The sequence below is a fragment of the Rhizobacter sp. J219 genome (assembly GCF_024700055.1).
Lineage (GTDB): Bacteria > Pseudomonadota > Gammaproteobacteria > Burkholderiales > Burkholderiaceae_C > Rhizobacter.
In genome coordinates, this window is sequence record NZ_JAJOND010000001.1 from 1,895,166 (window position 1) to 1,921,680 (window position 26,515).

The 26,515-nt window shown below is 69.2% G+C and carries 18 protein-coding genes and 4 pseudogenes; 5 read left to right on the top strand and 17 right to left on the bottom strand.

Annotation, left to right across the window (positions count from 1 at the left end; genetic code table 11):
* The first annotated feature begins 6 nt into the window (after nt 1–6).
* The 3 genes from LRS03_RS08610 (at nt 7) to LRS03_RS08620 (ending at nt 3,063) form a co-directional block, all read left to right on the top strand.
* A complete protein-coding gene (locus LRS03_RS08610) occupies nt 7–501 on the top strand; it encodes a methylated-DNA--[protein]-cysteine S-methyltransferase (protein WP_257825004.1) in 495 nt (164 codons plus the stop codon).
* On the top strand, nt 498–1,400 hold the full coding sequence (locus tag LRS03_RS08615) for a DMT family transporter (protein ID WP_257825005.1): 903 nt from the start codon (nt 498–500) through the stop codon (nt 1,398–1,400). Before LRS03_RS08610 ends, LRS03_RS08615 begins: the two co-directional genes overlap by 4 nt.
* A gap of 127 nt (nt 1,401–1,527) precedes the next feature.
* The gene (locus tag LRS03_RS08620; RefSeq protein ID WP_257825006.1) at nt 1,528–3,063 is read left to right on the top strand and encodes a methyl-accepting chemotaxis protein; all 1,536 of its coding nucleotides are present in this window, start codon (nt 1,528–1,530) and stop codon (nt 3,061–3,063) included.
* Here the strand turns inward: LRS03_RS08620 and LRS03_RS08625 are convergent.
* The 3 genes and pseudogenes from LRS03_RS08625 to LRS03_RS08630 form a co-directional block, all read right to left on the bottom strand.
* Entirely contained in the window at nt 3,050–3,529 is a 480-nt protein-coding gene (locus LRS03_RS08625; RefSeq protein ID WP_257825008.1) for a response regulator, read from the bottom strand. The genes LRS03_RS08620 and LRS03_RS08625 overlap by 14 nt on opposite strands.
* A gap of 79 nt (nt 3,530–3,608) precedes the next feature.
* Nucleotides 3,609–3,842 (bottom strand): annotated as a pseudogene (locus tag LRS03_RS26830) (sensor histidine kinase); the annotation flags it as partial.
* A gap of 193 nt (nt 3,843–4,035) precedes the next feature.
* Nucleotides 4,036–5,784 (bottom strand): annotated as a pseudogene (locus tag LRS03_RS08630) (GAF domain-containing protein); the annotation flags it as partial.
* Between the two features lie 101 nt (nt 5,785–5,885).
* Between LRS03_RS08630 and LRS03_RS08635 the strand changes: the two are divergent.
* Entirely contained in the window at nt 5,886–6,737 is an 852-nt protein-coding gene (locus LRS03_RS08635) for an arylamine N-acetyltransferase family protein (protein ID WP_257825012.1), read from the top strand.
* On the opposite strand, the gene LRS03_RS08640 is transcribed toward LRS03_RS08635, so the two are convergent.
* Nucleotides 6,721–7,899 (bottom strand): MFS transporter, encoded by a 1,179-nt coding sequence (locus LRS03_RS08640; protein ID WP_257825014.1) that lies wholly within the window; start codon nt 7,897–7,899, stop codon nt 6,721–6,723. The two genes, LRS03_RS08635 and LRS03_RS08640, sit on opposite strands and share 17 nt — an antisense overlap.
* A gap of 199 nt (nt 7,900–8,098) precedes the next feature.
* On the opposite strand from LRS03_RS08640, the gene LRS03_RS08645 reads away from it, so the two are divergent.
* Nucleotides 8,099–9,004: a ParA family protein gene (locus LRS03_RS08645; RefSeq protein ID WP_257825016.1), complete on the top strand. Its 906-nt coding sequence runs from the start codon at nt 8,099–8,101 to the stop codon at nt 9,002–9,004.
* 16 nt (nt 9,005–9,020) lie between these two features.
* Here LRS03_RS08645 and LRS03_RS08650 read toward each other — a convergent pair whose 3' ends face one another.
* From LRS03_RS08650 to LRS03_RS08705, 13 genes and pseudogenes are all read right to left on the bottom strand, one after another.
* On the bottom strand, nt 9,021–10,952 hold the full coding sequence (locus tag LRS03_RS08650) for a hybrid sensor histidine kinase/response regulator (protein WP_257825017.1): 1,932 nt from the start codon (nt 10,950–10,952) through the stop codon (nt 9,021–9,023).
* A 76-nt stretch (nt 10,953–11,028) separates the two neighbouring features.
* Nucleotides 11,029–12,150, bottom strand: coding sequence for an extracellular catalytic domain type 1 short-chain-length polyhydroxyalkanoate depolymerase (locus LRS03_RS08655; protein ID WP_257825018.1), 1,122 nt, complete (start codon nt 12,148–12,150; stop codon nt 11,029–11,031).
* Between the two features lie 31 nt (nt 12,151–12,181).
* The gene (locus LRS03_RS08660; RefSeq protein WP_257825020.1) at nt 12,182–12,610 is read right to left on the bottom strand and encodes a CopG family transcriptional regulator; all 429 of its coding nucleotides are present in this window, start codon (nt 12,608–12,610) and stop codon (nt 12,182–12,184) included.
* 45 nt (nt 12,611–12,655) lie between these two features.
* Nucleotides 12,656–13,405, bottom strand: a complete 750-nt coding sequence (locus tag LRS03_RS08665; protein ID WP_257825022.1) for a serine protease — start codon at nt 13,403–13,405, stop codon at nt 12,656–12,658.
* 4 nt (nt 13,406–13,409) lie between these two features.
* Complete coding sequence (locus LRS03_RS08670) at nt 13,410–13,700, bottom strand: CrpP-related protein (protein WP_257825023.1); 291 nt, start codon at nt 13,698–13,700, stop codon at nt 13,410–13,412.
* 993 nt (nt 13,701–14,693) lie between these two features.
* The gene (locus tag LRS03_RS26835) at nt 14,694–15,467 is read right to left on the bottom strand and encodes a PEP-utilizing enzyme (RefSeq protein ID WP_374685097.1); all 774 of its coding nucleotides are present in this window, start codon (nt 15,465–15,467) and stop codon (nt 14,694–14,696) included.
* Nucleotides 15,391–17,376, bottom strand: a pseudogene (locus LRS03_RS27030) (PEP/pyruvate-binding domain-containing protein); the annotation flags it as partial. The gene LRS03_RS26835 and the pseudogene LRS03_RS27030, both read right to left, overlap by 77 nt.
* Complete coding sequence (locus LRS03_RS08680) at nt 17,373–18,326, bottom strand: NAD-dependent epimerase/dehydratase family protein (RefSeq protein WP_257829455.1); 954 nt, start codon at nt 18,324–18,326, stop codon at nt 17,373–17,375. The pseudogene LRS03_RS27030 and the gene LRS03_RS08680, both read right to left, overlap by 4 nt.
* Nucleotides 18,326–18,976 (bottom strand): methyltransferase family protein, encoded by a 651-nt coding sequence (locus LRS03_RS08685; RefSeq protein ID WP_257825027.1) that lies wholly within the window; start codon nt 18,974–18,976, stop codon nt 18,326–18,328. Before LRS03_RS08685 ends, LRS03_RS08680 begins: the two co-directional genes overlap by 1 nt.
* A 22-nt stretch (nt 18,977–18,998) precedes the next feature.
* Entirely contained in the window at nt 18,999–20,015 is a 1,017-nt protein-coding gene (locus LRS03_RS08690) for an AfsA-related hotdog domain-containing protein (RefSeq protein WP_257825029.1), read from the bottom strand.
* A gap of 251 nt (nt 20,016–20,266) precedes the next feature.
* A complete protein-coding gene (locus LRS03_RS08695; RefSeq protein ID WP_257825031.1) occupies nt 20,267–21,478 on the bottom strand; it encodes a substrate-binding domain-containing protein in 1,212 nt (403 codons plus the stop codon).
* 358 nt (nt 21,479–21,836) lie between these two features.
* Complete coding sequence (locus LRS03_RS08700) at nt 21,837–24,653, bottom strand: S8 family serine peptidase (RefSeq protein ID WP_257825033.1); 2,817 nt, start codon at nt 24,651–24,653, stop codon at nt 21,837–21,839.
* Nucleotides 24,654–24,862: 209 nt separating this feature from the next.
* A pseudogene (locus LRS03_RS08705) lies at nt 24,863–26,369 on the bottom strand (sigma-54 interaction domain-containing protein).
* Nucleotides 26,370–26,515: the final 146 nt, after the last annotated feature.

The following is a 26,515-nucleotide window of genomic DNA, read 5'->3' on the forward strand; positions in this document are numbered from 1 at the left end:
CCCGCCATGCCCACCATCAGACACCTCACCGCCCAGGCCCGCTACGACACGCCACTTGGCACGGTGCTCATCGCCCGCACCGAGGCCGGCCTCGCCGGCCTGTGGTTCGAATCGCAGAAATGGCATCCCGCCCCGCTGGACGCGCCAGAGCGCCCCGACGATCCGCTGCTGCGCGAAGCCGCCACGCAGATCGCCGACTACTTCGCCGGCCGCCGCACGCAGTTCGAGCTGCCGCTCGACCTGCACGGCAGCCCCTTCCAGCGCAGCGTGTGGCAGGCGCTGCGCGACATCGACTGCGGCGCGACGCGCAGCTACGCCGACATCGCCCGCCGCATCGGCTCGCCACAAGCCGTGCGGGCGGTGGGCGCGGCGATCGGCCGCAACCCGGTCAGCGTGATCGTCCCCTGCCACCGCGTGCTCGGCAGCAGCGGCGAACTCACCGGATACGCTGGCGGGCTCGACCGCAAGCGCGCGCTGCTCGCGCTGGAAGCCCCACGATGAAGAAGACCGACCTGCTCGAACTCGTCTCGCTTGCCGCGCTGTGGGGGGCTTCCTTCCTCTTCATGCGCCTGGGCGCGGCCGACTTCGGCCCGGCCGCCCTCGCCTTCGTGCGGGTGGCCGCCGCGGGCGTGCTGCTGCTGCCGCTGCTGGCCTATCGACACCAGTTGCCGGCATTGCGCGAACACTGGCGGCCCATCCTCGTGGTGGGCTTGACCAATTCGGCCCTGCCGTTCATGTGCTTCAACTACGCGGCGCTCAGCATCAACGCCGGCCTGTCGGCGGTGTTCAACGCGACCACGCCGCTCTTCGGCGCCGTCTTCGCGTGGTTGTGGCTGAAAGACCGGCTCGACGCCGCGCGCATCGCCGGGCTCCTGATCGGCTTTGCCGGCGTGCTCTGGCTGGTATGGGACCGTGCCGGCCTGAAGCCAGGCGCCACCGGCGCCGGCGACGTCGCGCCCGCCATCCTCGCCTGCCTCGCGGCGACGGTGCTCTACGGCTTCTCGGCCAGCTTCACCAAGCGCTACCTGACCGGCGTGCCGCCGATGGCGGTGGCCACCGGCAGCCAGGTCGGCGCGGCGCTCTTCCTCGCGGTGCCGGCGCTGGTGTGGTGGCCGGCACAGATGCCGGGCGCGCAGGCCTGGGGTTACGCGCTGGTGCTGGCCGTCGCCTGCACAGCGCTCGCCTACCTGCTCTATTTCAGGCTGATCGCCCATGTGGGGCCGGCGAACGCGATCTCGGTGACCTTCCTGATCCCGGTGTTCGCGGTGGTGTGGGGCGGCATCTTCCTCGGGGAGAAGGTCGACCTCACGATGGCGCTCGGCTGCGCCGTCATCCTGCTCGGCACGAGCCTCGTCACCGGGGTCTTGAAACCGCCGAAGTGGCCCGCCAGGACGGCCTGAAACGCACATTTCCGGTGCACTTGATTTGAACGAAATGAAATAGCGGTTTTCTTCCTCGATATCCGTGTTTAGGCCGCGGTCGGCGGGTCCGATAGTGAGGGCTGGACACCTGGAGAGGAACCGGACCATGAACAAACTCAGCATCAAGGCGCGCCTGGCGGCGTTGGTCAGCGTGCTGCTGGCCCTGCTGCTTGCATCGTCAGCATCGGCCATCTACCGCCTGAGCGTCAGCAACCATCAATTGGGCAGCGTCTACAACGACCGCGTCGTGCCGCTCAAGCAGCTGAAGGAAGTCGCCGACGGCTACTTCATCGGGGTGGTCGACACCGCGCACAAGACGCGCGACGGCCTGATGAAGCCCGCCGAGGGCCTGAAGGCACTCGCCGAGGCCCGCACCATCATCGACAAGAACTGGAAGGCCTACATCGCCACCGACCTCGTCGACGAAGAGAAGAAACTGATCGCCGTCACCGAGCCGGCGATGAAGGTGGCCGATGCTGCTGCCAAGCGGGTGGAAGAGTTCCTCACCAAGAACGACATCGAGGGCCTGCGTGCCTTCACGGCGAAGGAGATGTACCCCGCCGTCGACCCCCTGGCCGACGACCTGAACCAGCTGATCGCCGTGCAGCTCACGGTGGCCGAGCAGGAATACAAGCAGGCGCAGGCCGACTACCAGGGCGTCTTCTGGCGCAACGTCGTCATCAGCGCCATCGCCGTGCTGCTGGCCGCCGGCTTTGCCTGGACGCTGATCCGCCGCATCTCGCAAGGCATCAACGAAGCCGTGGCAGTGGCGCAGACGGTGGCCGCCGGCAACCTCGGCTCGCGCATCGAGGTCAAGACACAAGACGAGACCGGCCAGCTGATGGCTGCGCTCAAGCACATGAACGAAAGCCTGGTCGGCGTGGTGAGCCAGGTGCGCAACAGCGCCGACTCGATTGCCACCGGCTCCGCACAGATCGCGGTGGGCAACGCCGACCTCAGCCAGCGCACGGAAGAGCAGGCGAGCAACCTGCAGCAGACCGCCGCCTCGATGGAGGAGATCACCTCCACCGTGCAGCAAAGCGCCGACACCGCACGCCAGGCCACGCAGCTGGCCAGCAGTGCCTCGGCCGTGGCGGCGCAGGGCGGCGTGGTGGTGGGCCAAGTGATCACCACGATGGAAGCCATCACCGCCAGCTCGCGCAAGATCGCCGACATCATCAGCGTGATCGACGGCATCGCCTTCCAGACCAACATCCTCGCGTTGAATGCGGCGGTCGAGGCCGCCCGCGCCGGTGAGCAGGGCCGCGGCTTCGCGGTCGTCGCCGGTGAAGTGCGCACGCTGGCCCAGCGCAGCGCGCAGGCCGCCAAGGAGATCAAGAGCCTGATCGGCGAGAGCGTCGAGAAGGTGGAGAACGGCTCTCGCCTCGTCACCGAGGCCGGGCAGACCATGGACGACATCGTGACGCAGGTCAAGCGCGTGACCGACCTCATCGGCGAGATCAGCAGCGCCAGCACCGAGCAAAGCGCGGGCATCGGCCAGATCGGCGACGCCGTGGCCCAGCTCGACCAGGTGACGCAGCAGAACGCCGCGCTGGTGGAAGAGTCGGCCGCCGCGGCCGAGAGCCTCAAGCACCAGGCCGCGACGCTGGCTCAGACGGTTGCCGTCTTCAAGCTGAGCTGACCGGCGACCTGGCGAGCAGCCGCTTGAGGTCGGCCGTGAAGCGGTCGAAGTCGAGCGGCTTGGTCCAGTAGTCGTGGGCGCCGCCCTCGCGGGCGAGCGCCACTTCCTCGGGCATCGCACTCGCCGACAGCGCCACCACGCGCAGGCCACGGGTGCGGGGGTGCTCGCGCAGCTCTTCCAGCACCTCCGGGCCGCTCATGTCGGGCAGCCGCATGTCGAGCAGCACGAGGTCAGGCCGCAGGGCCTGGGCCAGCTCGATGCCCTTCTCGCCGGTCTCGGCCTGCAGCAGTCGCACACCCGGCCAGCGCAGCAGCAGCTGCTCCACCAGCAACAGGTTGATCGGGTTGTCTTCGATGTAGAGCACGGTGCCTTCGGGCTCGGCGGCATCGCCGTCGAGCGCCGCATCGGCCGGCAGGCGCGGCACCGAGGGTTGCACCGACTCGGCCCGCATCAGCGTCACGTGCACCGTGGTGCCACGGCCCTCTTCGCTCTCGACCTCGAAGCTCGCCGTCCATCAGCGTGAGCAGCTGGCGCGTGAGCACGAGACCGATGCCGGTGCCTTCAATCTCGCTGTACTCGCGGCCGAGGCGGTTGAAGGGCTCGAAGAGGCCGTCGAGCTGCTCCTGCGTCATGCCCATGCCGGTGTCGACCACCGACACACCCACACGCGGGCCGGAGCGTTCGATCTCCAGGCTCACCACGCCACCCGGCCGGTTGTACTTGACCGCGTTGCTCATCAGGTTGACCAGCACCTGGCGCAAGCGCACCGGGTCGGCCATCACGAGCGCCGGGCCCTCGCCGTCTTCGCGGTGGAGCGTGATGCCGGCATCGTCGGCCTGCGGGCGCACGAGTCTCGGTCACCTCGTCGAGCAACCCGATCAGGTCGACCCCACGCGACTCGACACGCAGGTGGCCCGACTCGATGCGCGACACGTCGAGCACGTCGTTGACCAGCGCCAGCAGGTGCCAGCCGGCCTGGCGGATGGCTTCGATCTGCTCGCGCTGGCGCGGGCTCAGCGGCTCCTGTGCATTCGACTGCAGGAGCTGCGAGAAGCCGAGCACGGCGTTGAGCGGCGTGCGCAGCTCGTGGCTCATGCGCGAGAGGAAATCGGTCTTGGCGCGGTTGTGCATCTCGGCATCGCGCTGCGCCTGCTCGGCACGCTCGCGGCGCCGGCTCTCGGTGATATCGAGGCTCACCGCCAGCACGCAGGGCTCGCCCATGTAGTCGAGGACCGTGGCACTGGTGAGAAGGTCCAGCACCTCGCCCTGGGCGTTGCGCACCTGCGCATCGAAGTTGCGCACTGCGCCCTGCGCATCCAGCAGCCGGAAGAAGCGCTCGCGCTCCGCCTGCGAGAAGCCGATGTTCATTTCCTTCGTGGTGCGACCGACCATCGCCTCGGGCGAAAGGCCGTAGCGCTCGCCGGCAGTCGTGTTGGCCAGCACCACCAAGCCGGTGCGACGCGAGATCAGCGTGATCGACACCGGCATCACGTTGAAGATCTGGCGCACCCGCGCGTAGCCGGCCTCGATCTCGCGCTCGGCGGCGGCATGCGCGGCATCGCGGTCGATGTTGTCGAGTGCGAACGAGAGATCGCCGGTCATCTCTTCGAGGAGCGCGATGCGCGCTTCGTCGAAGAATCCCGCCTCCCCAACATACAGCGCCAGGCAGGCGACGACCGCTCCGCCGCGGCGCACTGGGAACGCGGCCATCGCACGCACGCCGTGCTCGAGCGCCCGCGAGCGGAAGCGCGCCAACCGCACGTCGTGCTGGAAGTCGTTGGAGATGTCGACGCGGCCGTGTCGCAGCGCCAGCGCCACGGGGCCGTCCTGGCCGGGTGGGTCGAGCCGCATGTCGAGGCCGGCGAACATGGCCTCGGCCGGGCCGGCCGCGCTGTCGATGCTGAAGTGGTCGGCGTCGACCGGCCGCATGAGCGCCGCCACCTTCGCCAGACGCGACTCCACGCAGATGCGGCAGATCTCGCTGAACATCAGCGCCTCGTCGCGCACCCGCACGATCATCTGGTTGGTGCGCGACAGGGCCGAGTAGCACAGCGACAGGCGCTCGGCCTCCAGCTCGCGCTGGCGCCGCTCGCGGGCATAGCCGACGGCCACCCGCCAGGCGAGCGTCATGCCGACGGCACAGGCGAGCAGCAGCAGCGCCACGAGGGCCCACACGGCGGCGCGGTAGGCACCGTGGCCGGCCACGGCCGCGGCCTGCGCTTCGTCGGCCTGCAGCTGGGTGAGATCGTCGAGCACGCTGGCAAGCGGCCGCACCGTGGCCTGCAGCTCGGCGGTGGTGGGCCGCTGGGTGCCGCGTGCCACCGCCAGCGCATACCGTTGCAGCAGCAGCTCGGCGGCATCGAGCAGGGGCTCGGCCCGCGCGACCAGCAGCTTCTCGCGCGGCACGAGGTAGGTGGCCCGGTAGCGCAGCCACTGCTCGCGTGCCTCGCGCCGGCCGTTGTCGAGCAGGCTGAGCGCCTGGTCGGCGCCGATGGCGCCGTCGTGCAGGTCGCGTGCGACGCGGGGGAAGTCGACGAGGTAGGTGTCGTGCACCTTGCGCAGCTGGAAGAGCGGCAGCACACGGTCGTCGTAGACGCTTTGCACCGACAGCGTGACACCGCGCAGCTGGAACAGTGCAAATCCCGCCGCGATCGCCATGACGGCGAGCAGCAGAGCCAGCAGCAGCGCAAGCCGCGTGCGGATTCCTAGGCCATTGATCACTGGCGTGGTCCCTTCCCTGCGCGGAGCGTGAACCTGCAAGGCCCGGGCGTCAACCGGGGCAGACGGCAAAATGCCCCACCCCCTGTACAAATCGCGCCCCCATGATCGATCTCGAGGACTATCTGCGGCGCCTGGGCCACACCGGCTCGCGGCAACCCGGTGCCCAGCTGCTGTCGGCGCTGTGCGCGCGCCATCCGGCGCACATTCCCTACGAGAACATCGACCCGCTGTTGGGCACGCCGCCTTCGCTCGACCCGGCGGCGGTGCAGGTCAAGCTGGTGCAGGCGGGCCGCGGCGGCTACTGCTTCGAGCAGAACCTGCTGCTCCAGCTCGCACTGCAGGCGCTCGGCTTCGAGGTCACGGCGCTGGCCGCGCGCGTGGTCTGGATGCGCCCGCCCGACGCGCCGCTGCGCCCACGCAGCCACATGCTCCTCAAGGTGTCGGTGCCTGACGCGGGCGACGCCACGACGTACATCGCCGATGCCGGCTTCGGCGGCAACCTGATGGACACCCCGCTGCGCCTCGTGCCCGACGAGCCTCAGCGCACCCCGCATGCGCTGCTACGATTCACGCAAGACGGCGACGGCACCTACACCGCCGAGACGCGCCTGCCGGCCGGCTGGATGCCGATGTATCGCTTCACGCTCGAGCCGCACACCGCGGCCGACTACGAGCCGCTCAACTGGTACACCGCGACCCACCCGACATCGATCTTCTGCCACAACCTCCTGATGGAGCGGGTGACGCCGGAACTGCGCGTGGGCCTCTTCAACGACCGCCTCGTGCAGCGCCGCCCGGGCCTGCCGCCGGCCACGACGCGGCTGGCAACGCGCCACGAATTCGAAACAGTGCTGCAGGAGCAGTTCGGCCTGGCCCTCGAGCCCGCGCAGCGCGAAGCCCTCTGGGACAAGGTGCCCAAGGGCCTCGACCAGTTCGTCACGCCGCCGCTGTAGCCGCCCGCCGGCGCACGCGGCTGAAGAGCCACCACGCGATGGCGAGGTTGAGCGCGTTCCACGCGATGCCGTTGAGGAAGGCGGCGTGGTACGAGCCGGTGAGGTCGAACACCTTGCCCGACATCCAGCCCCCAAGCGCCATGCCCAGCAGCGTGCACATCAGCACCGCGCCCACCCGCGAGCCGGCTTCGTGGGGCGGGAAATGCTCGCGCACGATGATCGCGTACGACGGCACGATGCCGCCCTGGAAGAGCCCGAAGAGGCCCGAGATCACGAAGAGCGGCACCAGGCCATCGAACGGCAGGAAGAGCAGCAGCGCCACGCCCTGCAGCGTGGAGCCGAGCAGCAGCGTGCGCAGCCCGCCGATGTGGTCGCAGATCCAGCCCGACAGCAGGCGGCTCACGATGCCCAGCCCGAGCATCAGCGACAGCATCTGCGCCCCGCGCGCGGCGCCATAGCCGAGGTCGCCGCAGTAGGCCACGATGTGCACCTGCGGCATCGACATCGCCACGCAGCACGCCACCCCGGCCACGCACAGCAGCACCTGCGCCTGGTTCATCGACAGGCCGAACGGCCGCTCGCTCGCCACCACGGCCCCGCCCGGCATGGCCGAAACCTGCGCCTTGGGCGGGCGTGGCCGCAGTGCCAGCGCGATGAAGGGCATGGTCAGCGCGCAGAAGGCGCCGATGCCGAAATAGGTGTGGCGCCAGCCCACGAGTTCGTTGAAGTGCTGCACCACCGGCGGCCAGATGGCGCCGGCCAGGTAGTTGCCGCTTGCGCAGATGGCCACCGCGATGCCGCGCCGCTTCACGAACCACAGCGACGCATCGGCCACCAGCGGCGCAAAGGTAGCCGAGCTGCCCAGAAGCCCCAGCAGCACCCCGTGCGCCAGCGCAAACACCCAGACGTTGGGCGCGAAGCCGGCCGCAAGGTAGCCGAGCCCGAGGCCGGCGCTGCCGATGAGCACGGGCACCATCACGCCGAAACGGTCGGCCAGCCGGCCCATCAGCATGCCGCCGACCCCGAAGCCGATCATCAGCGCCGTGTAGGGCAGCGAGGCATCGGCCCGGGCCACGCCGAATTCCGCCTGCACCGAGGGCAGCACCACCGCGACCAGGTACATGCCGCCGCTGCCGATGGTCATCAGCGCCAGCGCGGCCATCAGGCGTAACCAAGCGTAGCGGGAATCGGGTCCGTGGGGTTCAGGTACTGCGTGATTCATGCCGATAACCCGATTGGAACCCGGCAACACTTCGCGGCCACGAGGGCTGCTTCCTATGGGAGTCGCACCGGTTTGGTGATGTAATCAGCGGCCACCGGCGCCCTCACCCGGCTGGCGCAGCCCACAGACACAGGTATTCATGCCCGTCGTTGCAGTCGTCAATCGGAAAGGTGGAAGCGGCAAGAGCACGCTGGCCACCCACTTGTCCGCCTACTGCGCGCACAACGGCATTCCGGTCATGCTGGGCGACGTGGACAAACAACAGTCCACCCAGGCCTGGCTGCGGTTGCGCAGCCAGCAGGCCGTCACCAACAAGGCGCCCATCGTCGGCTGGACGGTCGATGCGCGCAGCGTGCTGCGCTCGCCGCCCGGCGTGACACACGTGATCCTCGACACCCCCGGCGGCCTGCGCGGCTTCGAGCTGGCGCGGGTGGCGATGTTCGCCGACGCGATCATCATGCCGGTGTGCAACTCGGTCTTCGACCGCGAATCGGCCGCCGACTGCTTCGCCGAGCTGATGGCCCTGCCCCGCGTGGCCAGCGGCAAGTGCAAGGTGGCGGCCGTGGGCATGCGACTCGACGCCCGCACCAAGGCCGACGAAACCCTGCGTGACTGGGCCTCCAAGCACAAGATCCCCTTCATCGGCGTGCTGCGCGAAACCCAGGGCTACGTGCGCTGCGTCGAGCAGGGCCTCACGCTCTTCGATCTGCCTGCGTCGAAGGTGGAAGCCGACCTCTTGCAGTGGCAGCCCATCCTGCAGTGGCTGCAGCCGGTGCTGCACCCGAAGCCCGCCGCACCGCTCACGCGACCCGTGGCCACAGGAATGTCGCCCGCTCCCGCCGGCAACCGGGCCGCAAGCCTCAAGCCCGCCCAGGTCTCGCTGCTCGCACCGGACCACCCCGAGCCGGCGCCGGGCACGCCCGCCACGCCGCCGCGCACCGCCAAGCCCCAGCCGTCGGCCGCACCGGCACGCAGCGGCTCGGTGGCCGGACGACTGGGGAGCTGGCTCGAAAGCTTCAGCGTCTCGCGCCTCTTGCAGCGCTGAGCCTCAGGGGGTGTCGCTATGCGGCCGGTGGTGCGCGCCGCAGCGCCACGGCATCGGCCAGCGCCCGCGCCAGCGCGTCGAGGTCGAAGGGTTTGGCCAGGCGCGGCAGGCCGGGCGGCAGCGCCGCGGCGAGGTCAGCGTAGCCGGTGGCGAGGATGACCGGCAGGCCTGGCCTCACGCGCCGCGCCGCCTCGACCAGCTGCACGCCGGTCATCTGCGGCATCGCCTGGTCGGTGACCAGCAGGCCGATCGACGCATCGCGCGCCAGCATCGCGAGCGCCTCCTTGCCCGAAGGGGCCTCCAGCACGGTGTGGCCGAGCTCCTGCAGCATCGCCACCGTGTTCATCAGCACCAGCGCGTCGTCGTCGACCGCCAGCACGGTGAGCGGCTCGACCTGCGCCGGAGCGCCCGGTGACGCGGGCGCCGCTTCGGCCGTGCCGGGCTCGCTCGCGGCGTCGCGCGCCACCGGCAGCCACAGCTCGGCCGTGGTGCCCTCGCCGCGGGCGCTCTTGAGCACCAGCCGACCGCCCGATTGCGCGGCCAGGCCTTCGACCATCGACAGGCCCAGCCCCGTGCCCTTGCCCACGCCCTTGGTCGTGTAGAACGGCTCGGTGGCCCGCGCGAGGGTGTCTTCGTCCATGCCCTCGCCTTCGTCGCGCAGCGACAGGCAGACGTAGCGGCCCGCCGCGAGCTTGCCGGCCTCGTGCGCAGCCACGCACTCCTCGTGCGCCGCGATCGTGATGGCGCCGCCCTTGGGCATGGCATCGCGTGCGTTGACGGCGAGGTTGAGCAGGGCCAGCTCGAGCTGGTTGGCGTCGACCAGCACCGGCGCCAGCGCCTCGGCAAAGCGGGTCTCGATGCCGACGCCGGGGCCGAGCGAGCTTTGCAGCAGGCCCGACATGCCCTGCACCAGCTCGGGCACCTGCACGACCACGGGCTTGAGTTCCTGCCGGCGCGCGAAGGCGAGCATGCGCTGCGTCAGCTCGGCGCCGCGACGTGCCCCGCGCACCGCGTTGTCGAGCAGGGCCTGCGTCTTCGGGTCGTCGGGGATGCGCTTGCGGATCAGCGCCAGGCTCGACAGCACCGCCATCAGCAGGTTGTTGAAGTCGTGCGCCACGCCGCCGGTGAGCTGGCCGATGGCGTCCATCTTCTGCGACTGGAAGAAAGCCTCGCGGGCAATTTCGAGCTGGTGCTGGGCCTCGCGCTTTTCGGTCACGTCGCGCGTGACCTTGGCGAAGCCGAGCAACTGGCCGCTCGGGTCGACGATGCGGTCGACCACCACGTTGGCCCAGAAGCGCGTGCCATCCTTGCGCACGCGCCAGCCCTCGCCTTCGAAGCGGCCTTCGCGGGCGGCAGTGGCGAGCGCGATCGCCGGCCGGTCGCGGGCGCGGTCTTCGGCGGTGTAGAAGCGCGAGAAGTGCACGCCGATGATCTCTTCCGGCGCGTAGCCCTTGATGCGCTGCGCGCCCTGGTTCCAGCTCGACACATGGCCGTGCGCGTCGAGCATGTAGATCGCGTAGTCGGTGACGCTTTGCACCAGCAGGTTGAACTGGTCTTCGCTGCGCCTGAGCAGCTCGGCCGCCACCTTGCGCTCGCTCAGGTCGCGCGTGACCTTGGCAAAGCCCAGCAGCTCGCCGCCGGGCAGTCGGATCGGGTCGATGACGACGTGCGCCCAGAAGCGGGTGCCGTCCTTGCGCACTCGCCAGCCCTCGCCTTCGAAACGCCCTTTGGTGGCCGCCGTCGCCAGCGCCTTCTGCGGCAGGCCGACCGCGCGGTCTTCATCGGCGTAGAAACGCGAGAAGTGCTGGCCGACGATCTCGGCTTCGCTGTAGCCCTTGAAGCGCTGCGCCCCGCTGTTCCAGCTCGACACGATGCCGCCGGCATCGAGCATGTAGATGGCGTAGTCGGTGACCGAGTCGACCAGCAGCCGGTAGCGGCTCTCGTCCATCGCTCAGGCTGCGGGGCTGGTGGTGTGCATCCGGACGATTATTCCCCGAGCCCGATGACCCTCGTGCAAGCTCTCGTCAGCTCAGGTCGAGGAAGAACCTCACCATCTCGGCACTGGCATCCGGGCCCAGCGGGTCGGTGTAGGAGCCGCCGGAGTGGCCGCCCGACCACGCGTGCGGCGCACCGTGCACCGTCCAGTACTCGCCGGTCGTGCGCGCCGCTTCGTCGACGAACACGGTGCGGGTTGCAGCCCGCCGCCTGGCACCAGCCTCGACGCGGCTTTCCCGCACCGACGAGCGTGGAATGGCCTTCGCCAGCGCATCGCCATTGCGGCAGTGCACCGTGGCATCGGCATCTCCGTGGAACACGATGCACGGCACGCGAAGGCCTGAGGTCGCCTGCGAGAAACCTTCAGCCGGCCCGCCCTTCATGGCGCCCAGCGCCGCCGGCAGGTCGCGCGCCGCACCGGCCGGAAGGCCCGAGTGCACACCCACCGCCGCCACGACATCGGGGCAGGCCTGCGCCAGCACCGCCGCCATTGCGCCACCGGCCGAAAGGCCCGCCACGAACACCCGCGAGCTGTCGAACCCGTGCTCGGCGACGACGGCGCGGATCAGCGATTCGAGCAGCGCCGGCTCGCCGCGTCCGCGCGACTGGTGCTGGTGCTTGAACCAGTTCCAGCAACGCTGCGGGTTCATGCGCGTCGACTGCGCGGGGTACAGCACGCCGCAGCCTCTTGCACCGGCCACGTCGTTCATGCGCGTGCCGGCGGCGAAGTCCTCCGGCGTCTGGGTGCAGCCGTGGAGCATGACGACGAGCGGTGCGCCGGGCGCAAGACCCGGCGGCAGGAACAGCCGGTAGTCACAGCGCAGGCCGGCCGCGGCATGGCTGCCGCGCAGGAACTCACCCGCAGCGCCCGGCGCCTCGTCGCGAGGCCTTGCGGGTGATGGGGGATGGAGAGGCGCGGTGGGCGCAGCCGGCGGCGGCGGCGAAGGAGGCGACCAGAGGGGCGCGTCAAGTTCGCGGGCCACCACGTCGATGACGTCGCAGGCATCGTCGTGAGCCGCGTGGCCGGGCATGGGGGAGCCGGCATGCTGCGCCCGAAGCGCCGCCTGGATGAGCGCGGTGGCGCCGTGCAGGTCGCCGGAGCGCGTCAGCGCCGTCGCGCGGTTCATCAGGTCGGTCATGGAGGGGGTCATGTGGAGTCCAGGTGAAGCGAAAGGTGGGTGATCAAGGCCGCGCCACCATGCGCTTGGCCAGCGCGGCCTTCACGGCAGGTGTCGCATGGATGGCGCCGAGCACGGTGATGGAGTTGACGACCTCGAGCACCAGCGAAGGCGTCACGTCGTCTGCAAACGTGGCCAGGCCCAGCACCTTGATGTCGAGCCGCTGGCCAGCGGCGCGGTGTTGCAAAAGCTCGGCGGCGGTGTAGTTCTGGATGCCCAGCACGAGCATCTTTCGCGCGACGACGCTTTGCAGCACCGGCTCGTGCGCGGCAAGCTGGTTGCGGATCGCGGTGCGGATGAGGTCGGTGCGGTTCGAATAGAACCCCTCGGCGACCAGCAGGTCGATCTGGCCCAGATCGACACAACCGATGTTGATGGTGATCTTCTCGTCGAGCGACTTGAGGCCGGTCTGGGTGGTGCTTCGTGCAGGCATGAAACCATCCTATCACCATCCAAGTGGATGGCAACAAGATTCGCCTCAAGCCCCTTTCGCCGGCCCCGTGAGCGTCATCAGGATGTCGGCGTACCAGGAGACGTTGAGCCCCAGCGATTCGTCGACGTTGCGGTCGCGGTTGCCCATGTCCATGCGCGACGAGTGCACGCCCAGGAGCTTCCAGCGCAGCGAATCCCCCGGCGCCGTGCCGCTTTCCATGCGCATCACCACCGGCGCACCGCTCGTGCCGCTGTGGGTGCGGGCATCGGTCAGGAAAAAGCCCTTGCCCTGGAAGCGCAGCCCCCACGGGGAGGCCAGCGCGGCGCTGCGGGTGACGGGCAGGTGGTGCATCGCATCGTGAAAACCCAGCGGGAAGCCGGGGATCACGAGCGCCTGTCCGATGGCGATGTCGTCGGCGTCATCGGCCAGGTGCCGGGGTGAAAACGCCTGCAACGCCGTGCCCTGCGGCAAGCGGCCCTCGTCGATCTCGAGCGCCGCGACGTCGATCGCGCCGGCATCGTCACGCCCCTGTCGCCAGGTCGCGTGCTGGTTCTCGTAGAGCAGCATCGACCAGCCGGTCGAGCGCACGGCGTTGTCGGCATCGAGATGCAACTCGACTTCGATCCGGTCGGGGTGGTGGTCCTGCGCCTCGTCGATGAAGACGTGGCGGCTCGTGACCAGGAACAACTTCTCGCCGCGGCGGAAGAAGAAGCCGCTGGCGTTGGTGAGGCCGCTTGTGCCGCTGAAGGTGGAGAGCCGGGCGGTGGCGAACAACAGCGGGTCGATCAAGGGCATGGGTTCAATCGTGTTCGTCGTCGCGCCCGACCGGAGTCGGAGGACGGCTTTGATGGATCACTTCGGATTGCTGGTCGTACCCGGCCTGCCAGGCATCGCGCCGATGGAGCCACTCGTCCATCGACTCCCCGGTCGACGGCGGCGTGTTCTCGGCTGCGTCCATCGGGTTCACCGAGGGCTCGTCACCCCGCGCGGCGGATTTCGCGCCTTGCCGTGCCAGCTCCGCCCGTTCGCGGCGTCCGTGGGCTTTGGGGGAGCTACGGGGTTTCATGTGGGTACTGCTTTCGAAATTCATCGTACTCCTGCACCTTCGGCGCCCCACCGCAGCACATCTGTTGGAAGGAGGGACTCTCCAGCCCTCACAACGCTGCCACCACGTTGACGAAGAAGAAGAGCACCATCGCCGCGCCGAACCAGGGCTTGAGCGCTCGGGGCTGGGCCCGAGAGCGGTTGCGCCAGAACTGCTGCAGTCCCGCCACCGACGGCAGCAAGGCCAGCCACGGCAGCAGCGCCGCGGCACCGGCACCGTGCTGCAGGTGCACGGCGCTCGCCAGCGTGCACGCGGCAATCCCCATCAGCACACACACCACCACAGCACCCCGCACGCCGAGGGCCTGCACATAGCCGTTGTCGCCCGCCTGCATCTGCTGCGGCCACGCGAGCTTGCGGCCGAACTCCATGTGCAGGAACACCGCCATGTGCAGCGCCAGCACGGGCCATGATCGTGCGAGTGAAGGCGCCGCGTCCTGCGTGGCCAGGTACACCCACGCATGGAGGTTGAGCACGGCGCTCACCGGGAAGGTGATGCACAGGTTGAGGAGGATGGAATCGCGCAAGCGCTGCCACGCCCCTTCCAGCATCAGCAGGCCCAGTCCATACACCAGCTGCAACCCGGCCAGTGCGGCGAGCACCGGCGACAACGCTGCGCTCAGGGCCAGCACCAACGCCGCGACCAGCACCGCGAGGGCCGCGACCTCAGGCTCGCTGATCGCGCCGCGCACCAGCGGGCGCTCGGGGTGGTGCACCTGGTCGTAGGGCAGGTCCTTGATCTCGTCGATGGCACGCAGGTAAAGCAGCACAAGGAAGAACACCACGCCGACCCACGGCGCGCTGGGCGGCATCGAGGAGCCCGCCACGCCGGTGAGCATCAGCATCAAGGAATACGACCACCCACCCGCCACGAGGGCGTAGATGAGCGGCGGGTGGGTTTCGATGGCGAACGCGATCATCCGCAGCGCGCGGCCGCGTATCGCAACGAGAGGCTGGAAGTACATGCGCAGCCCCTCGCTCAGTGCAGCAGCTGCACCGCACCACTGCCACCATCGATTTCCATCGCCGCACCATCGGGAATGCGGCTGCAGGCATCGTCGACACCCACCACGGTGGGAATGCCGAACTTGCGCCCGGTGATCGCGGTGTGCGAGAGCATGCTGCCGCGCTCGACCACGATGCCTTTCGACGCGAGCATCAGGAACAGCCAGCCGGGGTCGGTTTCGCGTGCGACGAGGATGGTGTCGGGCGGCAGCTCGTCGACGCTGTGCGGGTCGCGCACCACGCGTGCATGGCCGCGTGCCACGCCCATGCTGGAGCCGAGGCCGCTCAGGTGGCGGTCGGCCTGCGCGGGGTCGAAAGGCACGCGGATCAGGGCGTTGTTGCGCAAGGCGCCATCGGTGACCAGGGTTTCGGGCACCTCGTTCGCCGCGTAGACGGCGAGCTGCTCGCGCCGCCGCGCCACGGTGGCGTGGAAGGCTTCGTCGACCCCGCTGCCATCGGTGAAGCCGAGGATCTCGTCGACCGTCATGCAGTAGACGTCGTCGCGTTGTGCGATGGCGCCGCGTGCGATGAGGTGCAGCGCCTGCGCATGGAAGATGTCGCGGCAGATGCCGAAGAGCTCGCTGCGGCAATAGCGCGAGTTCTCGCGGTGCGCGATGACTTCGCGCAGCAGCTTGAGCATCCAGCGCAGCAGCGGGCGGCGCAGCGAGAAGCGGCCGAGCCGCGCGCTCAAGGCCGCTTCGGCCTCGGCGCGCTTGCCGAGTCTCGGCCTGGCGGCAGGCCTCGGCATCGAGGTCCGAACGCACGAAGCGGCGGATGCCTTTCAGCAACACGCCCGGGTCTTCGCGCAGGCTCGGGTTCTCCATCTTCAGCTCTTCCATCGAGCGGTCGCCGTAGCGGGCAACGTGGGTGTCGATCATCGCCATCAGCTCCGCATCGAGCGTGCGGCTGCGCAGGCCTTGCACCAGGGCTGCGTCATCGCTTCGCAGGAAGTCGTCCGCCAGCGCCGGCCGGTTGCGGATGTGTTCGGCAATGCGCAGCACCGACAGAAACACCTCCACGCTTTCGACTTCGTCGTCGCCGCACAGCAGGTTGCTCAGGAGCGCTGGGTCGTCATCGAGCCGCCAGCGTTTGAAGAGCGCGTTGACGATCGCGTGCAGCGTGAAGATGTAGGCATCGTTGACGAGCGTCACGCCCCACTGCTGGCCCACGTCGCGCCACAGGCGGTGGAACTCTTCGGTCAGCGCCAGCGCGTCGGGTTGGCTCGCCAGCACCGCACGCGACTGTGCCGCGCGTTGCCGCCACCACTGTTTGTAGTGGCGCATGCGCCGCGGCAGCATCAGGAACTCGACGCAGAAGGTGCCCATCGCACGCATCACCTGCAAGCGTCGCGCCAACGCTCTCTGCCGGGGCGGCGCTTCTCCGGCGTGCATGAAGTACGAAGTCTTGAGGCCGACCATGTTCTCCCAAGCGCGGGCCAGCCACGGGAAGATCGGCACGAGCCCATGCAACAGGTAGAACGCATTGAGCGAGTACTGGATGCGGCCGTTGACGTAGCCGATCATGCGGTCGAGCCGGTGGTGGTGGTCGGCCAGCAGGCGGTCGCTCGCGCCGGCGCGGCGGTAGATGTCGCGAAAGATCACGCGGTAGAAGAGCCGCGCCAGGCTGTAGGTGAGCGGACTCGAAACGCCGGGGTAGCTCTCGGTGACGTTGAGCCCGGTCCACACGCGCTTGGTGGTGAAGTCGATCGACACCGGCCGCGCCTGCAGGATGTGGACGTGGCCGTCTTCGTCGATCGTGCCTTCGATGTCTTGCGGCCAGTCGAAGGCTTTCTCGATGCGCTGACCGAGGCGCCGCAGCTCGATGATCTCGTCGTCGGACAGGCAGGCCGCCTTGGCACAGGCCTCGTTGACCGACTGCTCGCACAGGCCCTGCCCGCGCGCTTCATCGAAGACCAGGGCCTTGGTCTTGTCCGCGATCACACGCTCGATCGCCTCGGTCTTGGCGTTGACGAAATAGTGATCGACTGGCACCGCCTCCTGCACCACGCCCTCGCCGATGCCGTGGCCCGCGACGAGCAAGGTGTCGCGAGCGGCGGTGTTGGGGTTGCAAGTGAACATCACGAACGATCGCTCGCCGAACACCATGCGCTGCACGCCGACGGCCACGCTCACGTCGAGCGCGTCCATGCCTTGCGAGAGGCGGTAGGTGAGCGCCTTTTCGGACCAGGCCGAGGCCCAGCAGTCGCGCACCCGCTCGACCACGTTCGCACGCGGCACGTAGAGGTGGGTCTCGCTGATGCCCGCGAACGGGTTGTCGACCGAGTCTTCGCTGTGCTCGGCCCGACGGGCCACCATGCAGGCGCGCACCGAAACCCACCGCGCATCGGGCAGGCAGCGCTCGAACCGGCGCTCGATCTCGCGGCACAGGGCCGGCGGCAGCACGAGGCCGCGCACCACCGCCTGCATGGCCTCGGACGCGCGGACGATGCTCGCGCGGTCGTCCAGGCGCACCTGCGCGAGCTGCACCTGCAGCCGTGCACGCTGCGGGCGCACCAGGTCGGCGAAGAGGCCGGCCCCGAGCACGAAGAAATCGGGCACCGGCAGCCCGAGCTTGCGCAGCGTGGCCTGGTGGGCGAACTTCGCGCCCACCGCCTCGATCGGCATGCGGGCGTAGTCGGAGAAGATCATGGACGTCATGCGAAGGTCTCCCGGGGAGAAGTCGTGAGCCAGGGCATGGCACGACGCAGTGCGACGCGCGGGTCGAGTGCCAGCCAGGGGGCGGGAAGTCGTGCCTGCAGCCGGCCCACGTCGAGGTGGTGGTCGATGCCGAGCAGGCGAAGGCGGTGCACGGGCAGGCCAGGCATCCAGGCAAGGGTGTCCAGCAGGCCGGGATGGACGGGGATGCGCCAGCGCGGTGATGGCACGCCCAGACGTTCTGCGAGGGCCTGCACGATCTCGTGCAAGCTGAGCGGGCTGGCGTAGCCCACGTTGAAGGCTTCGAAGCCCGGCGCGAGTTGCAGCGCCGCCTCGGCCCGCGCGAGCAGGATGCGCGCGAAGTCGTCGACGTCGATCACCGAGAAGCGCTGCTGCCCGCGCCCCAGCGTGAAGCCGCGCCGCACCAGCCGCGCGAGGCCGGGCAGCACATGCCGGTCGCCCTGCCCCAGCACGAAGCGCGGGCGGAACACCTCGACACGGCAGCGGCCCTGCGCGGCCAGCTGCGCGAGCCGCGCTTCGCAGGCGGCACGCGAGCGTGCGAGCGGCGTGGCGGGGCGCAGCGGCGCGTCTTCGGCCACGCCGCGCTGCGCGCCCTCGCCGTAGACCGAGCACGAACTGACGAAGAGCACGGCGCGCGTCTGCGGCGTGAGCGCCCGGCACACCGACTCGATGCCCTGCAGGTTGACACCGAAGCCGCTGCCGTCAGGGTCGATCTGCTTGCTCGCGCAGTGGATGACCACGTGCGGCGCACTCGGCCACACGGCCTGCGGCAACGCGGTGAGGCTGCCCTCGTGCGCCACCGCCGAGGCCGGCAGGGCGGCGGGCGCCGTGCGATGCACCAGCACCCGCGTATCGCCCGCCCTGCCCTGCAGCTGCCGCATCAGCGCACTGCCGACGAAGCCGCTCGCCCCCAGCAGCACCAGCGGCGCCATCACCACACCCCGGGTGCAAGCCGCGCGCGCGCCGCGGCGAAGTCGGCGTAGCCGGGCAGGCTCAGCAGGTGCGCCTCTTCGACACGGATGCGCCGCACCAGGGCCGGCAGCAGGGCCAGGCCGAGCGCGAGCAGCACGTACACATTGCAGAACAGCACCGCGATGCCGACATGCGCCAGCAGCATGCCGGTGTACGCCGGGTGACGCAGCAGGCGGTAAGGCCCGTGCGACACGATGCCCACGCCTTCAGGCGTGCGCACGCGGTGCGAGTAGGCCCGGCCCAATGTGACGATGGCCCAGCCGCGCAAGCCGATGCCGGCGGCAAACACCGCGAGGCCGATCGATAGCCACGGCCCCGGGCCCGACCACAGCGCATCGGGCAGGAAGGCCGCGAGCATGGTGAGGAATCGTGCGCTGGCGTAGGCCTCGCATGTGTAGCGGTCGGTGCGGGTGTCCTGGCTCTCGGTGGCGGTGGTGATGCGCCATTCCGACAAGACCCACAGCACGTAGGCCACGGCGATGCCCGGCGTGAGCCACTGGAAGACACCCTCGCGCGTGAGGGCCGCGTGGCCCGCCGCGAAGAGCATGGCCGCGATGCCGACGAGCGCAATCGCCTGGGCGAACGGAGAACGGGAAGAAGTGGTGCTCATGGTGTGTGCTCGGTGAAGGGTTTCAGGCGGCGATGAACTCGCCGGTGGCGAACACGCGGCCCAGCTGGCGCGCCTCGACCTGCAGCGACAGCGGCTCGCCGTCGCGGCGGTGCGGGTCGAGCGCGGCCACCAGTTGCACCGGCGCGTCGAGTTCGGCGAAGTTCTTGAAGGCGACTTCGATGCGCCGCAGCGCGGCCGGCCCGGTGCTGCGCGAGCGGAACTTGCCCACGATGTCGAGCGCCATGCTGCGCATGCCTTCGAGCACCAGCATGCCGGGCACGTGGTCGTTGTCGTGGTCGAAGAAGAAGAGGTTGCGCTGGTCGACCTGCAGCGTGGCCATGAAGCGGCTGGCATTGCTGCTCACCCAGAGGCCGGGCTGGAGCACCGCGCGGCGCAGCGGCGCATCGAGGCTCACCCAGAAGCCGGGCCCGAGCGGCACGGCGTCGGCCGCGTCGCCCATGCGTCGCACGTTGCGGCTGCGGCTCAGCTCGCGCAGGCGCTGGTAGCGGTCTCGCGGGAGGATGCTCCAGTGGCTCGATTGCGCACACACGCAGTCGTTGCCCGCCCAGATGCGGCCATCGGCCCGCGCACTGCTCAGCTCGCCGTCGGTGGTGTGCACCTGCTGGTCGATCAGCGCCTGGCCCCACAGCTTGTCGTTCGCCAACCAGTCGTGCGTGTGCAGCGGCGGCAACGCCTCGAAGACCATGCTGTCGAGCACGAAGGTCTGCTGAGGCGCGACGCCCAGGTACTCATGCGACAGCGCGATGCCGATCTGGCGGCCGATCTCGATGATCGACAGCGTCACATCGCCGGCATGCACCCGCATGTCGTTGATGTAGGCATTCGATTGGGGCACGAACGCACCGAAGATGAATTCGTTGTCGGGCCCCGCGGGGCTCAGCGAGGTCACGTAGACGTTCTCGAGCCGGCGCTTGTGCGCGAGCTTGCGCGGGATGGTGTTCTGGTGGTTCACCTGGGGCGCGATCTCCCAGGCGGGCACCACGGCCGGTGCGGGCCGTTCTACTGCTTCGGCGTTCATCTGTTCTCCCTGACACAGAGCAATCGAGTGCAACGCACGGCACCAGGGCGATCCGGCCTGGGTGCCATGCACGTTTGCTCCTCCTCCGCCTGCGTCGGGGGTCGTCAGCCCGCGCCCTGTTGGGCCGGTAATGGTTCGAATCGAGCCGACAAGTCCATACAAAGCAAGCAGCGGGCCAATCTGCACAATCGTGCAAATTAACCCGCAAAAGGAAGGGAGATCCGACGGAAGAGCGTCTTCCGTGCGGCGCCTCAGCGCTTGTTGCGCACCGGCACGGAGATCTCGTCGGGCGCGATCTCGCGCACCAGCCGCAGGTCGGGAATGCGCCCGGCCATCGCGCCGGCCGACACACGGAAGTGGTACATCGACTGGATGGCCTGGTGGTCGTCGCGGCGGAAGGTCATCGTGCCCTTGGGCGTGTCGAAGCTCATGCCTTCCATGATGTCGACGAGCTTGTCGCCTTCGGCCACGCCGGCGCTCTTCTTGAGCGCGGCCACGATGGCCATCGCGGCCGAGAAGCCGCCGGCGGTGAACATGTCGGGAGGGCCGTTGAAGCGCAGGAAGTGCTGCGACACCAGCCACATGTTGGCCGCGCCTCGCGGGAAGCCGAAGTAGTAGTACGCCGCGCCCTGCATGCCGGGCAGGCGGTTGAACTGCACCATCGCCGGCAGGGTGTTGCCGCCGGTGGCCATCTCGATGCCGGTGGCTTTGAGTTCCTCGTCGGCGATGTTGAAAGGCGAGCCAGCGCCTGCCCACAGCACCCAGATCACCTTGCGGCCGGGCTTGCCCTTCAGGCTGTCGACCAGGCGCTGGCGCGCGGCGGCGAAGTCGGCCGAGCCCTGCGGCATGTATTCCTCGTGCACCACCTTGCCGCGCTTGAGCGCATCCTTGAACGCGCGGATGCCGTCGCGGCCGAAGGCCGAGTCCTGAGCGAGCGTGGCCACGTGCACGCCGGGCTGGTCGAGCGCCACCGCGTTGGAGATGGCGTCCTGCGAGCTGTTGCGCCCGGTGCGAAAGACGTAGCGGTTCCACTTCTCGCCGGTGATCGCATCGGCCACCGCTGGCTCCACGATCAACACCTTCTTGTGCTGCGCGGCGACCGGCAGCATCGCCAGCGCGACGCCCGACGAGGTGGGCCCCACGGCCAGGTCGGCGCGACCTTCGCCGTAGGCCGCTTCGAGCAGCGCCTTGCCGCGCTCGGGCTTGCCTTCGTCATCGAACTCGTTGACCACCAGCGTGCGGCCGGCCACGCTCATCGTGCCGCCGGTCGCATATTCGAGGCCCATCATGAAGCCGGTGGCAGTCTGCTTGCCATAGGCTTCGAGCGGGCCGGTCTTGCTGTAGATGTGCGCGATGCGCACCTCCTGCGGTGGCGGTGCCGGCTTGGCGTGCGCAGCGGCGGTCACCGCCACTGAAAGAACAAGCGCCGCGGCGCGGACGGCTGAGAGGGTGCGAGGTTTCATGGCTGCGGTCTCCAACGAATGTGTCGTGGTTCTTGTCCCGCGGCGGGTGGCCGCAGGCAGTCCTGCTATCGCAATTCGCTGACCAGGCGCACCGTCTCGTTGAACTCCTACTTATCTCGCGGTTTGTGGAAAGCGGGCACCCACCCGAAGGCGCCCCGCCCTTTTGTGTCGAAATGTTCGGACAGGCCGCAGGGGTCACCCTGTTCACTCGGCAGACAAACGTCTGCTTCAGAAGACGAAACGCTGCCGAGTGAGCAAGGCCCACGGGCCGCCGCCCCGCAACGAACCGCGCCGCAGCGCGGAAAGTTGCACAGACGGCGCCCGTGGCGGCCGAAGCCTCAGCCGTCACGGCACCGCATCACGGCGCCGGGCAGGCCCCGCGGTAGAAGTAGTTCGAGCCCGCCGGCTGCTCGCGCACGATCACCGGCGTGGTGGAGTAGCGCGAGCCGAGGTTGTCGTTCGACCCGACTGCGCAGCCATACAGGTTGCCGGTGCCGCAGGCCACGGCGCGGGCTGCGGTGATGTGCTGCGCCACGGTGGCCGAGGTCTGGGTGCACGACTCGACCACGCGCACCGTGCGCGAGACGTTGTTCGAGCGGTTGCCGCTGCCGTCGGTCGCCCAGTACTGCAGCGTGTAGGTGCCGAGCACGTTGGTGTCGACGTTGCCCGAGCCATTGACGCTCGGCCAGGGGTCGAGGTCGTCGGTGGCCGTGGCCCACGGATCGTTGAACTGCTGGCCGCGCTGCACGGTGATGGTGGCAGCGCCATTGAGCGTGAGGGTGGGCGCGGTCACGTCATTGATGACGTAGACCGTCTGCGAGGCGGTGGCCACGTTGCCGTCGCTGTCGACGGCGCGGAAGTTGAGCACGTAGGTGCCGGCCACGTCGACGTTCACGCTGCCGGTGGTCTCCATGTTGATGAGGCCGCCGTCTCTCAGGTCGACCGCGAAGGCATCGGGCGAGAAGCAGCAGTAGCCGCGGGCAATGCGCACCGTGGGCTTGTCGACGAAGATGCGCGGCAGCTGCGGATGCAGCACGAAGACGTCGCGGTAGACGCTGTCGCGCGCCATGTTGCGCTGGCCGCGGCTGTCGACCACGTCGTAGAGCACCTGGTAGCGGCCGATCTGCGAGGTGTTGGTGAGCACGGTGCCCGCACGGGTGACGCTGCCGGTCAGGTCACCATCGAGTTCGTCGTAGGCGAAATAGCCTGGGTCGACGAAGGCCGAGTTCTGCGCGATGTACATCGAGATGCAGAAAAGCGGCATGCGGCAGTGCGGACCGATCAGGTCGACCATCGGCGGGCGGTCTTCCGCCACCACGTGGATGAGGCGCTTCTCGGGCACGGCCAGGTTGCCAGCCGAGTCGCTCACGTCGTACTGCAGCACGTAGTGGCCGGGTGTCGCGGTGTTCACGTTGCCGCTGACGCGGATCTTGCTCGTGAGCACGCCGTCCTCGCGGTCGTGAGCCGTGGCCGAGGGTGCGGTGTAAGCGGTGCCGGCAAGCAGGTATCTCTCGGTGTCGCCGCTGAGCGTGATGCGCGGCGGCATGTCGCCCGCCTTGCACACGCCGGTCGCATAGGCGTTGTCGCGCGAGCGCACCAGCGAGACCGGCGTGAAGCTGCTGCGCGAGCCGATCTGCTGGCCCGAGCCGACGGCGCAGGCGTACAGGTTGTTGAGGCCGCAGGCATAGGCACGGGCGGCGGTGATGTGCGCCGCGGGCGTGGCGCTGAAAGCCTGGCAGTCGGCGCCGCTCTTGAAGCGCACCGCCTTGTTGAGGTTGAGCCGCCCGCCGCTGGCCACCTTGCTGGTGGTGCCGGGCACCACGTCGGCACGGTTCATCAGGATGGCCTTCACCTCGTGGTAGGTGATGCCGGGGTTTTGCGCGAAGAGCAACGCGGCGGCGCCGGCCACGTGGGGCGAGGCCATCGAGGTGCCCTGGTAGCTGTCGTAGCCGCCGTTCGGCACCGTGGAGAGGATGCTCACGCCGGGGGCCGCGATGTCGACCTCGACCGAGCCGTGGTTGGAGAACCAGGCCAGCTCGTCCTGGTGGTCGGTCGCAGCCACGCTGATGATGTTGGGCACCGGCAGGCCCGCGGGGATGGCGGTCGCGAACTCGTCGGTGAAGGTGCCGTCGTTGCCGGCGGCGGCCACGAAGAGCATGCCCGCATCGGCCGCCGTCTGGATGGCGTCTTGCAGCGGCTTGGAATAGAGCACGCCGCCGCGGTCCCAGGCGAGGCCGCCCCAGCTGTTGTTGGACACCTTGGCGCCCATGTCGGCCGCGTAGAGGATGGCGTTGATCGCATCCGAGGTGAGGCCATAACCGTCGGCGCCGATGAACTTGAGCGCCATGATCTTGGTGCGCCAGGCCACGCCGACCACACCGAGGCTGTTGTTGCCGACGGCGCCGATGGTGCCCGACACATGCGTGCCGTGGCTGTTGTCGTCCATCGGGTCGCCGTCGTTGTTGGCGAAGTCGTAGCCGTGGACGTCGTCGACGTAGCCGTTGCCGTCGTCGTCGACACCGTTGCCGGGGATCTCGCCCGGGTTGGTCCACATGTTGGCGGCGAGATCGGGGTGGCGATAGTCGACGCCGGTGTCGATCACCGCGACGACGACGTTGTTCGCCTGGGTGATGGTGTTCCAGGCTTCGGGGGCGTCGATGTCGGCATCGGCACGGCCGCTGGTCTGGCCGGTGTTGTGCAGGCCCCAGAGGCGGTTGTCGAGGTCGTTCGGCGTGGCCTGCACGCGCAGGACGGCATTGGGAGCCACCGCCTCCACCTGGCCGTGGCGCAGCAGGCTTTCGTAGGCGCGCGAGAGGTTGGTGCCGGGCGCGAACGAGACCACGCGCCAAGCCTGCATGCGCTCGGCGAGGGCCTGCAGTCGGCGCGGCTGGTAGAAGCGGTCGAAGCGCGTCGCGTTGAAGCTCGACAGCACGGTCTGCATCTGAGCGGCGGACACCCCCGCGCGGAACTTCACCAAGAGCTGCTGCGACTTCTGCCGCAGCGCTTCACTGCGCGCGCCCGATGGCACGGCGCCGGCACTCAGGCGCAGGCTCGGCGGTGGGGGCGTGCCGGTGGCACGCGTGGGTTTGCTGGGGCTGCCGGCATGCGCCGGCATGGCGGCAAGCAGCAGTGCCATCGCCGACATGGCGGTGGCGCGAAGAAGAAACGATTTCATGACAACTCCCTCCCGGAGGACAACACGACAAGACGACAAACGGCGCGAATGCTGCACCACAGCATTGCGTTTCGTAAGCCTCAGTGATTGCGTACGCGAGCTTGCGTACGCCGATGTGCGTAACGCACATAACGTGATAGCCGTGCGGTGTCTGGCGACCGGCGACCGGCTTGCCGACAACAATGATCGGGAAGCGGACAGTCGGCGCGTCAGGCGCGCGGGATCGCCCCTGCGCTGCGCAGCTCGGGGTAGAGCACGAGCTTCTCGTAGAGCGTGGCGCGCGAGATGCGCAGCAGCTTGGCCGCCGCCACGCGGTTGCCCGCGGTCGCGCGCAGCGCGGCACCGATCGCGTTGCGCTCCAGGTCGGCCATCAGGTCGGGCAAGGGGCGGATCGAATCGGCAGCGTGTGCCGTGCCGGAGGCGATGTCGGGTTCGTCGATGGCGAGCCGCGACAGGTGCGCCGGCGAAGCGCGACCGGGCAACACGCCGGCCAGGTGCGCCGGGGTGAGCTGCAGGTCGTCGGTCATCACGCTGGCCTGTTCGAGCACGTTGCGCAGCTCGCGCACGTTGCCCGGCCAGCGCTGGGCGGCCAGGACTTCCAGCGCATCGGGCGTGAGCATGCGCTGGGGCATGCCGCTGCAACGGGCGATGTCGGCCAGCAGCGCATCGGCCAGCGCGCCCAGGTCGGAGATCCGCTCGCGCAGCGCGGGCAGGCGGATCGGCAGCACGTTGAGGCGGTAGAAGAGATCGGCGCGGAACTCGCCCGCCGCCACCATCGACGGCAGGTCGCGGCTGGTGGCGGCGATCACGCGCACGTCCACCCGCACCACCTCGTTGGCGCCGAGCGGCTCGACCTCCTGCTCCTGCAGCACGCGCAGCAGCTTGGCCTGCAGGGGCAGCGGCATGTCGCCCACCTCGTCGAGAAAGAGCGTGCCGCCGCTGGCCATCTTGAACTTGCCGTCGCGGGCCTTGCTGCCCGCGCCGGTGAACGCACCCGGTGCCACGCCGAAGAATTCGGCCTCGAGCAGCGTCTCGGGCACGGCCGCGATGTTGATGCCGATGAACGGGCCACCCGAGCGCGGCGAGGCCGCATGGATGGCCTGCGCCAGCACCTCCTTGCCGGTGCCGGTCTCGCCCAGCAGCAGCACGGTGCTCTCGGTGGCCGCCACGCGCAGGGCCATGCTCTTCAGGCCGACGGCGGCGGGGCTCGATCCGATGAAGCTTGCGATGGTGTAGCGCGAACGGCGCTGCACCGCGAGCTGCTTGCGCGCGTCGTCGAGTCTCGCGCTGCAGGCGGGTGAACTTGGTCATCAGCGGCTGCATGTTCGTGCCCGGGTGGTCGAGCAGCACCATGCCGATCGCACCGATCACCTGGCCCTGCGTGCCGCGCAGCGGCAGGCGGCTGACGAGAAAAGTGCCGGCCTGGTTGGTGAGCAGGTCCACCAGCACCGGGCGGCCGCTCTCGATCACGCTGCCCATCAGCGTGTTGGGCACCACTTCTTCGATCAGGCGACCGACGAAGTCTTCGGGCCCGCTGAAGCCCAGCGCCGGCAGGAAGCGCTTGTAGCCCTCGCTGATCCACACGATGCGGTGCTCGCGGTCGACCACCAGCATACCCATCGCCAGCTCTTCGAACACCTCGAACATGGACTGCGCCGCCAGCTTGAGAACACGATGGGGATCGAGGGGCAACAGAGAGGAGACGTCGGGAGCCATGTCGGGGCCATCAAACTGCATGTGCGGCGAATTCCATTGGACGGCACCCGGGCGCGGCGCCGTGGAGTGCCGCGCCTGTTTTTGTGTCAGAGATGTCGCAACGAGGCCGTGCCACGCGGTCACCGCCTCGCGGCGCCGCGGGTCAC

Excerpts from the sequence above, each read along its gene's own strand:
- LRS03_RS08690 (WP_257825029.1), bottom strand. The coding sequence starts at position 20,015 with ATGAACGCCGAAGCAGTAGAACGGCCCGCACCGGCCGTGGTGCCCGCC.
- LRS03_RS08635 (WP_257825012.1), top strand. The coding sequence starts at position 5,886 with ATGATCGATCTCGAGGACTATCTGCGGCGCCTGGGCCACACCGGCTCG.
- LRS03_RS08650 (WP_257825017.1), bottom strand. The coding sequence starts at position 10,952 with ATGGACGAGAGCCGCTACCGGCTGCTGGTCGACTCGGTCACCGACTAC.
- LRS03_RS08645 (WP_257825016.1), top strand. The coding sequence starts at position 8,099 with ATGCCCGTCGTTGCAGTCGTCAATCGGAAAGGTGGAAGCGGCAAGAGC.
- LRS03_RS26835 (WP_374685097.1), bottom strand. The coding sequence starts at position 15,467 with ATGCCGAGGCCTGCCGCCAGGCCGAGACTCGGCAAGCGCGCCGAGGCC.
- LRS03_RS08685 (WP_257825027.1), bottom strand. The coding sequence starts at position 18,976 with ATGAGCACCACTTCTTCCCGTTCTCCGTTCGCCCAGGCGATTGCGCTC.
- LRS03_RS08660 (WP_257825020.1), bottom strand. The coding sequence starts at position 12,610 with ATGCCTGCACGAAGCACCACCCAGACCGGCCTCAAGTCGCTCGACGAG.
- LRS03_RS08640 (WP_257825014.1), bottom strand. The coding sequence starts at position 7,899 with ATGGCCGCGCTGGCGCTGATGACCATCGGCAGCGGCGGCATGTACCTG.
- LRS03_RS08680 (WP_257829455.1), bottom strand. The coding sequence starts at position 18,326 with ATGGCGCCGCTGGTGCTGCTGGGGGCGAGCGGCTTCGTCGGCAGTGCG.
- LRS03_RS08615 (WP_257825005.1), top strand. The coding sequence starts at position 498 with ATGAAGAAGACCGACCTGCTCGAACTCGTCTCGCTTGCCGCGCTGTGG.
- LRS03_RS08670 (WP_257825023.1), bottom strand. The coding sequence starts at position 13,700 with ATGAATTTCGAAAGCAGTACCCACATGAAACCCCGTAGCTCCCCCAAA.
- LRS03_RS08620 (WP_257825006.1), top strand. The coding sequence starts at position 1,528 with ATGAACAAACTCAGCATCAAGGCGCGCCTGGCGGCGTTGGTCAGCGTG.
- LRS03_RS08665 (WP_257825022.1), bottom strand. The coding sequence starts at position 13,405 with ATGCCCTTGATCGACCCGCTGTTGTTCGCCACCGCCCGGCTCTCCACC.
- LRS03_RS08700 (WP_257825033.1), bottom strand. The coding sequence starts at position 24,653 with ATGAAATCGTTTCTTCTTCGCGCCACCGCCATGTCGGCGATGGCACTG.
- LRS03_RS08695 (WP_257825031.1), bottom strand. The coding sequence starts at position 21,478 with ATGAAACCTCGCACCCTCTCAGCCGTCCGCGCCGCGGCGCTTGTTCTT.
- LRS03_RS08610 (WP_257825004.1), top strand. The coding sequence starts at position 7 with ATGCCCACCATCAGACACCTCACCGCCCAGGCCCGCTACGACACGCCA.
- LRS03_RS08655 (WP_257825018.1), bottom strand. The coding sequence starts at position 12,150 with ATGACCCCCTCCATGACCGACCTGATGAACCGCGCGACGGCGCTGACG.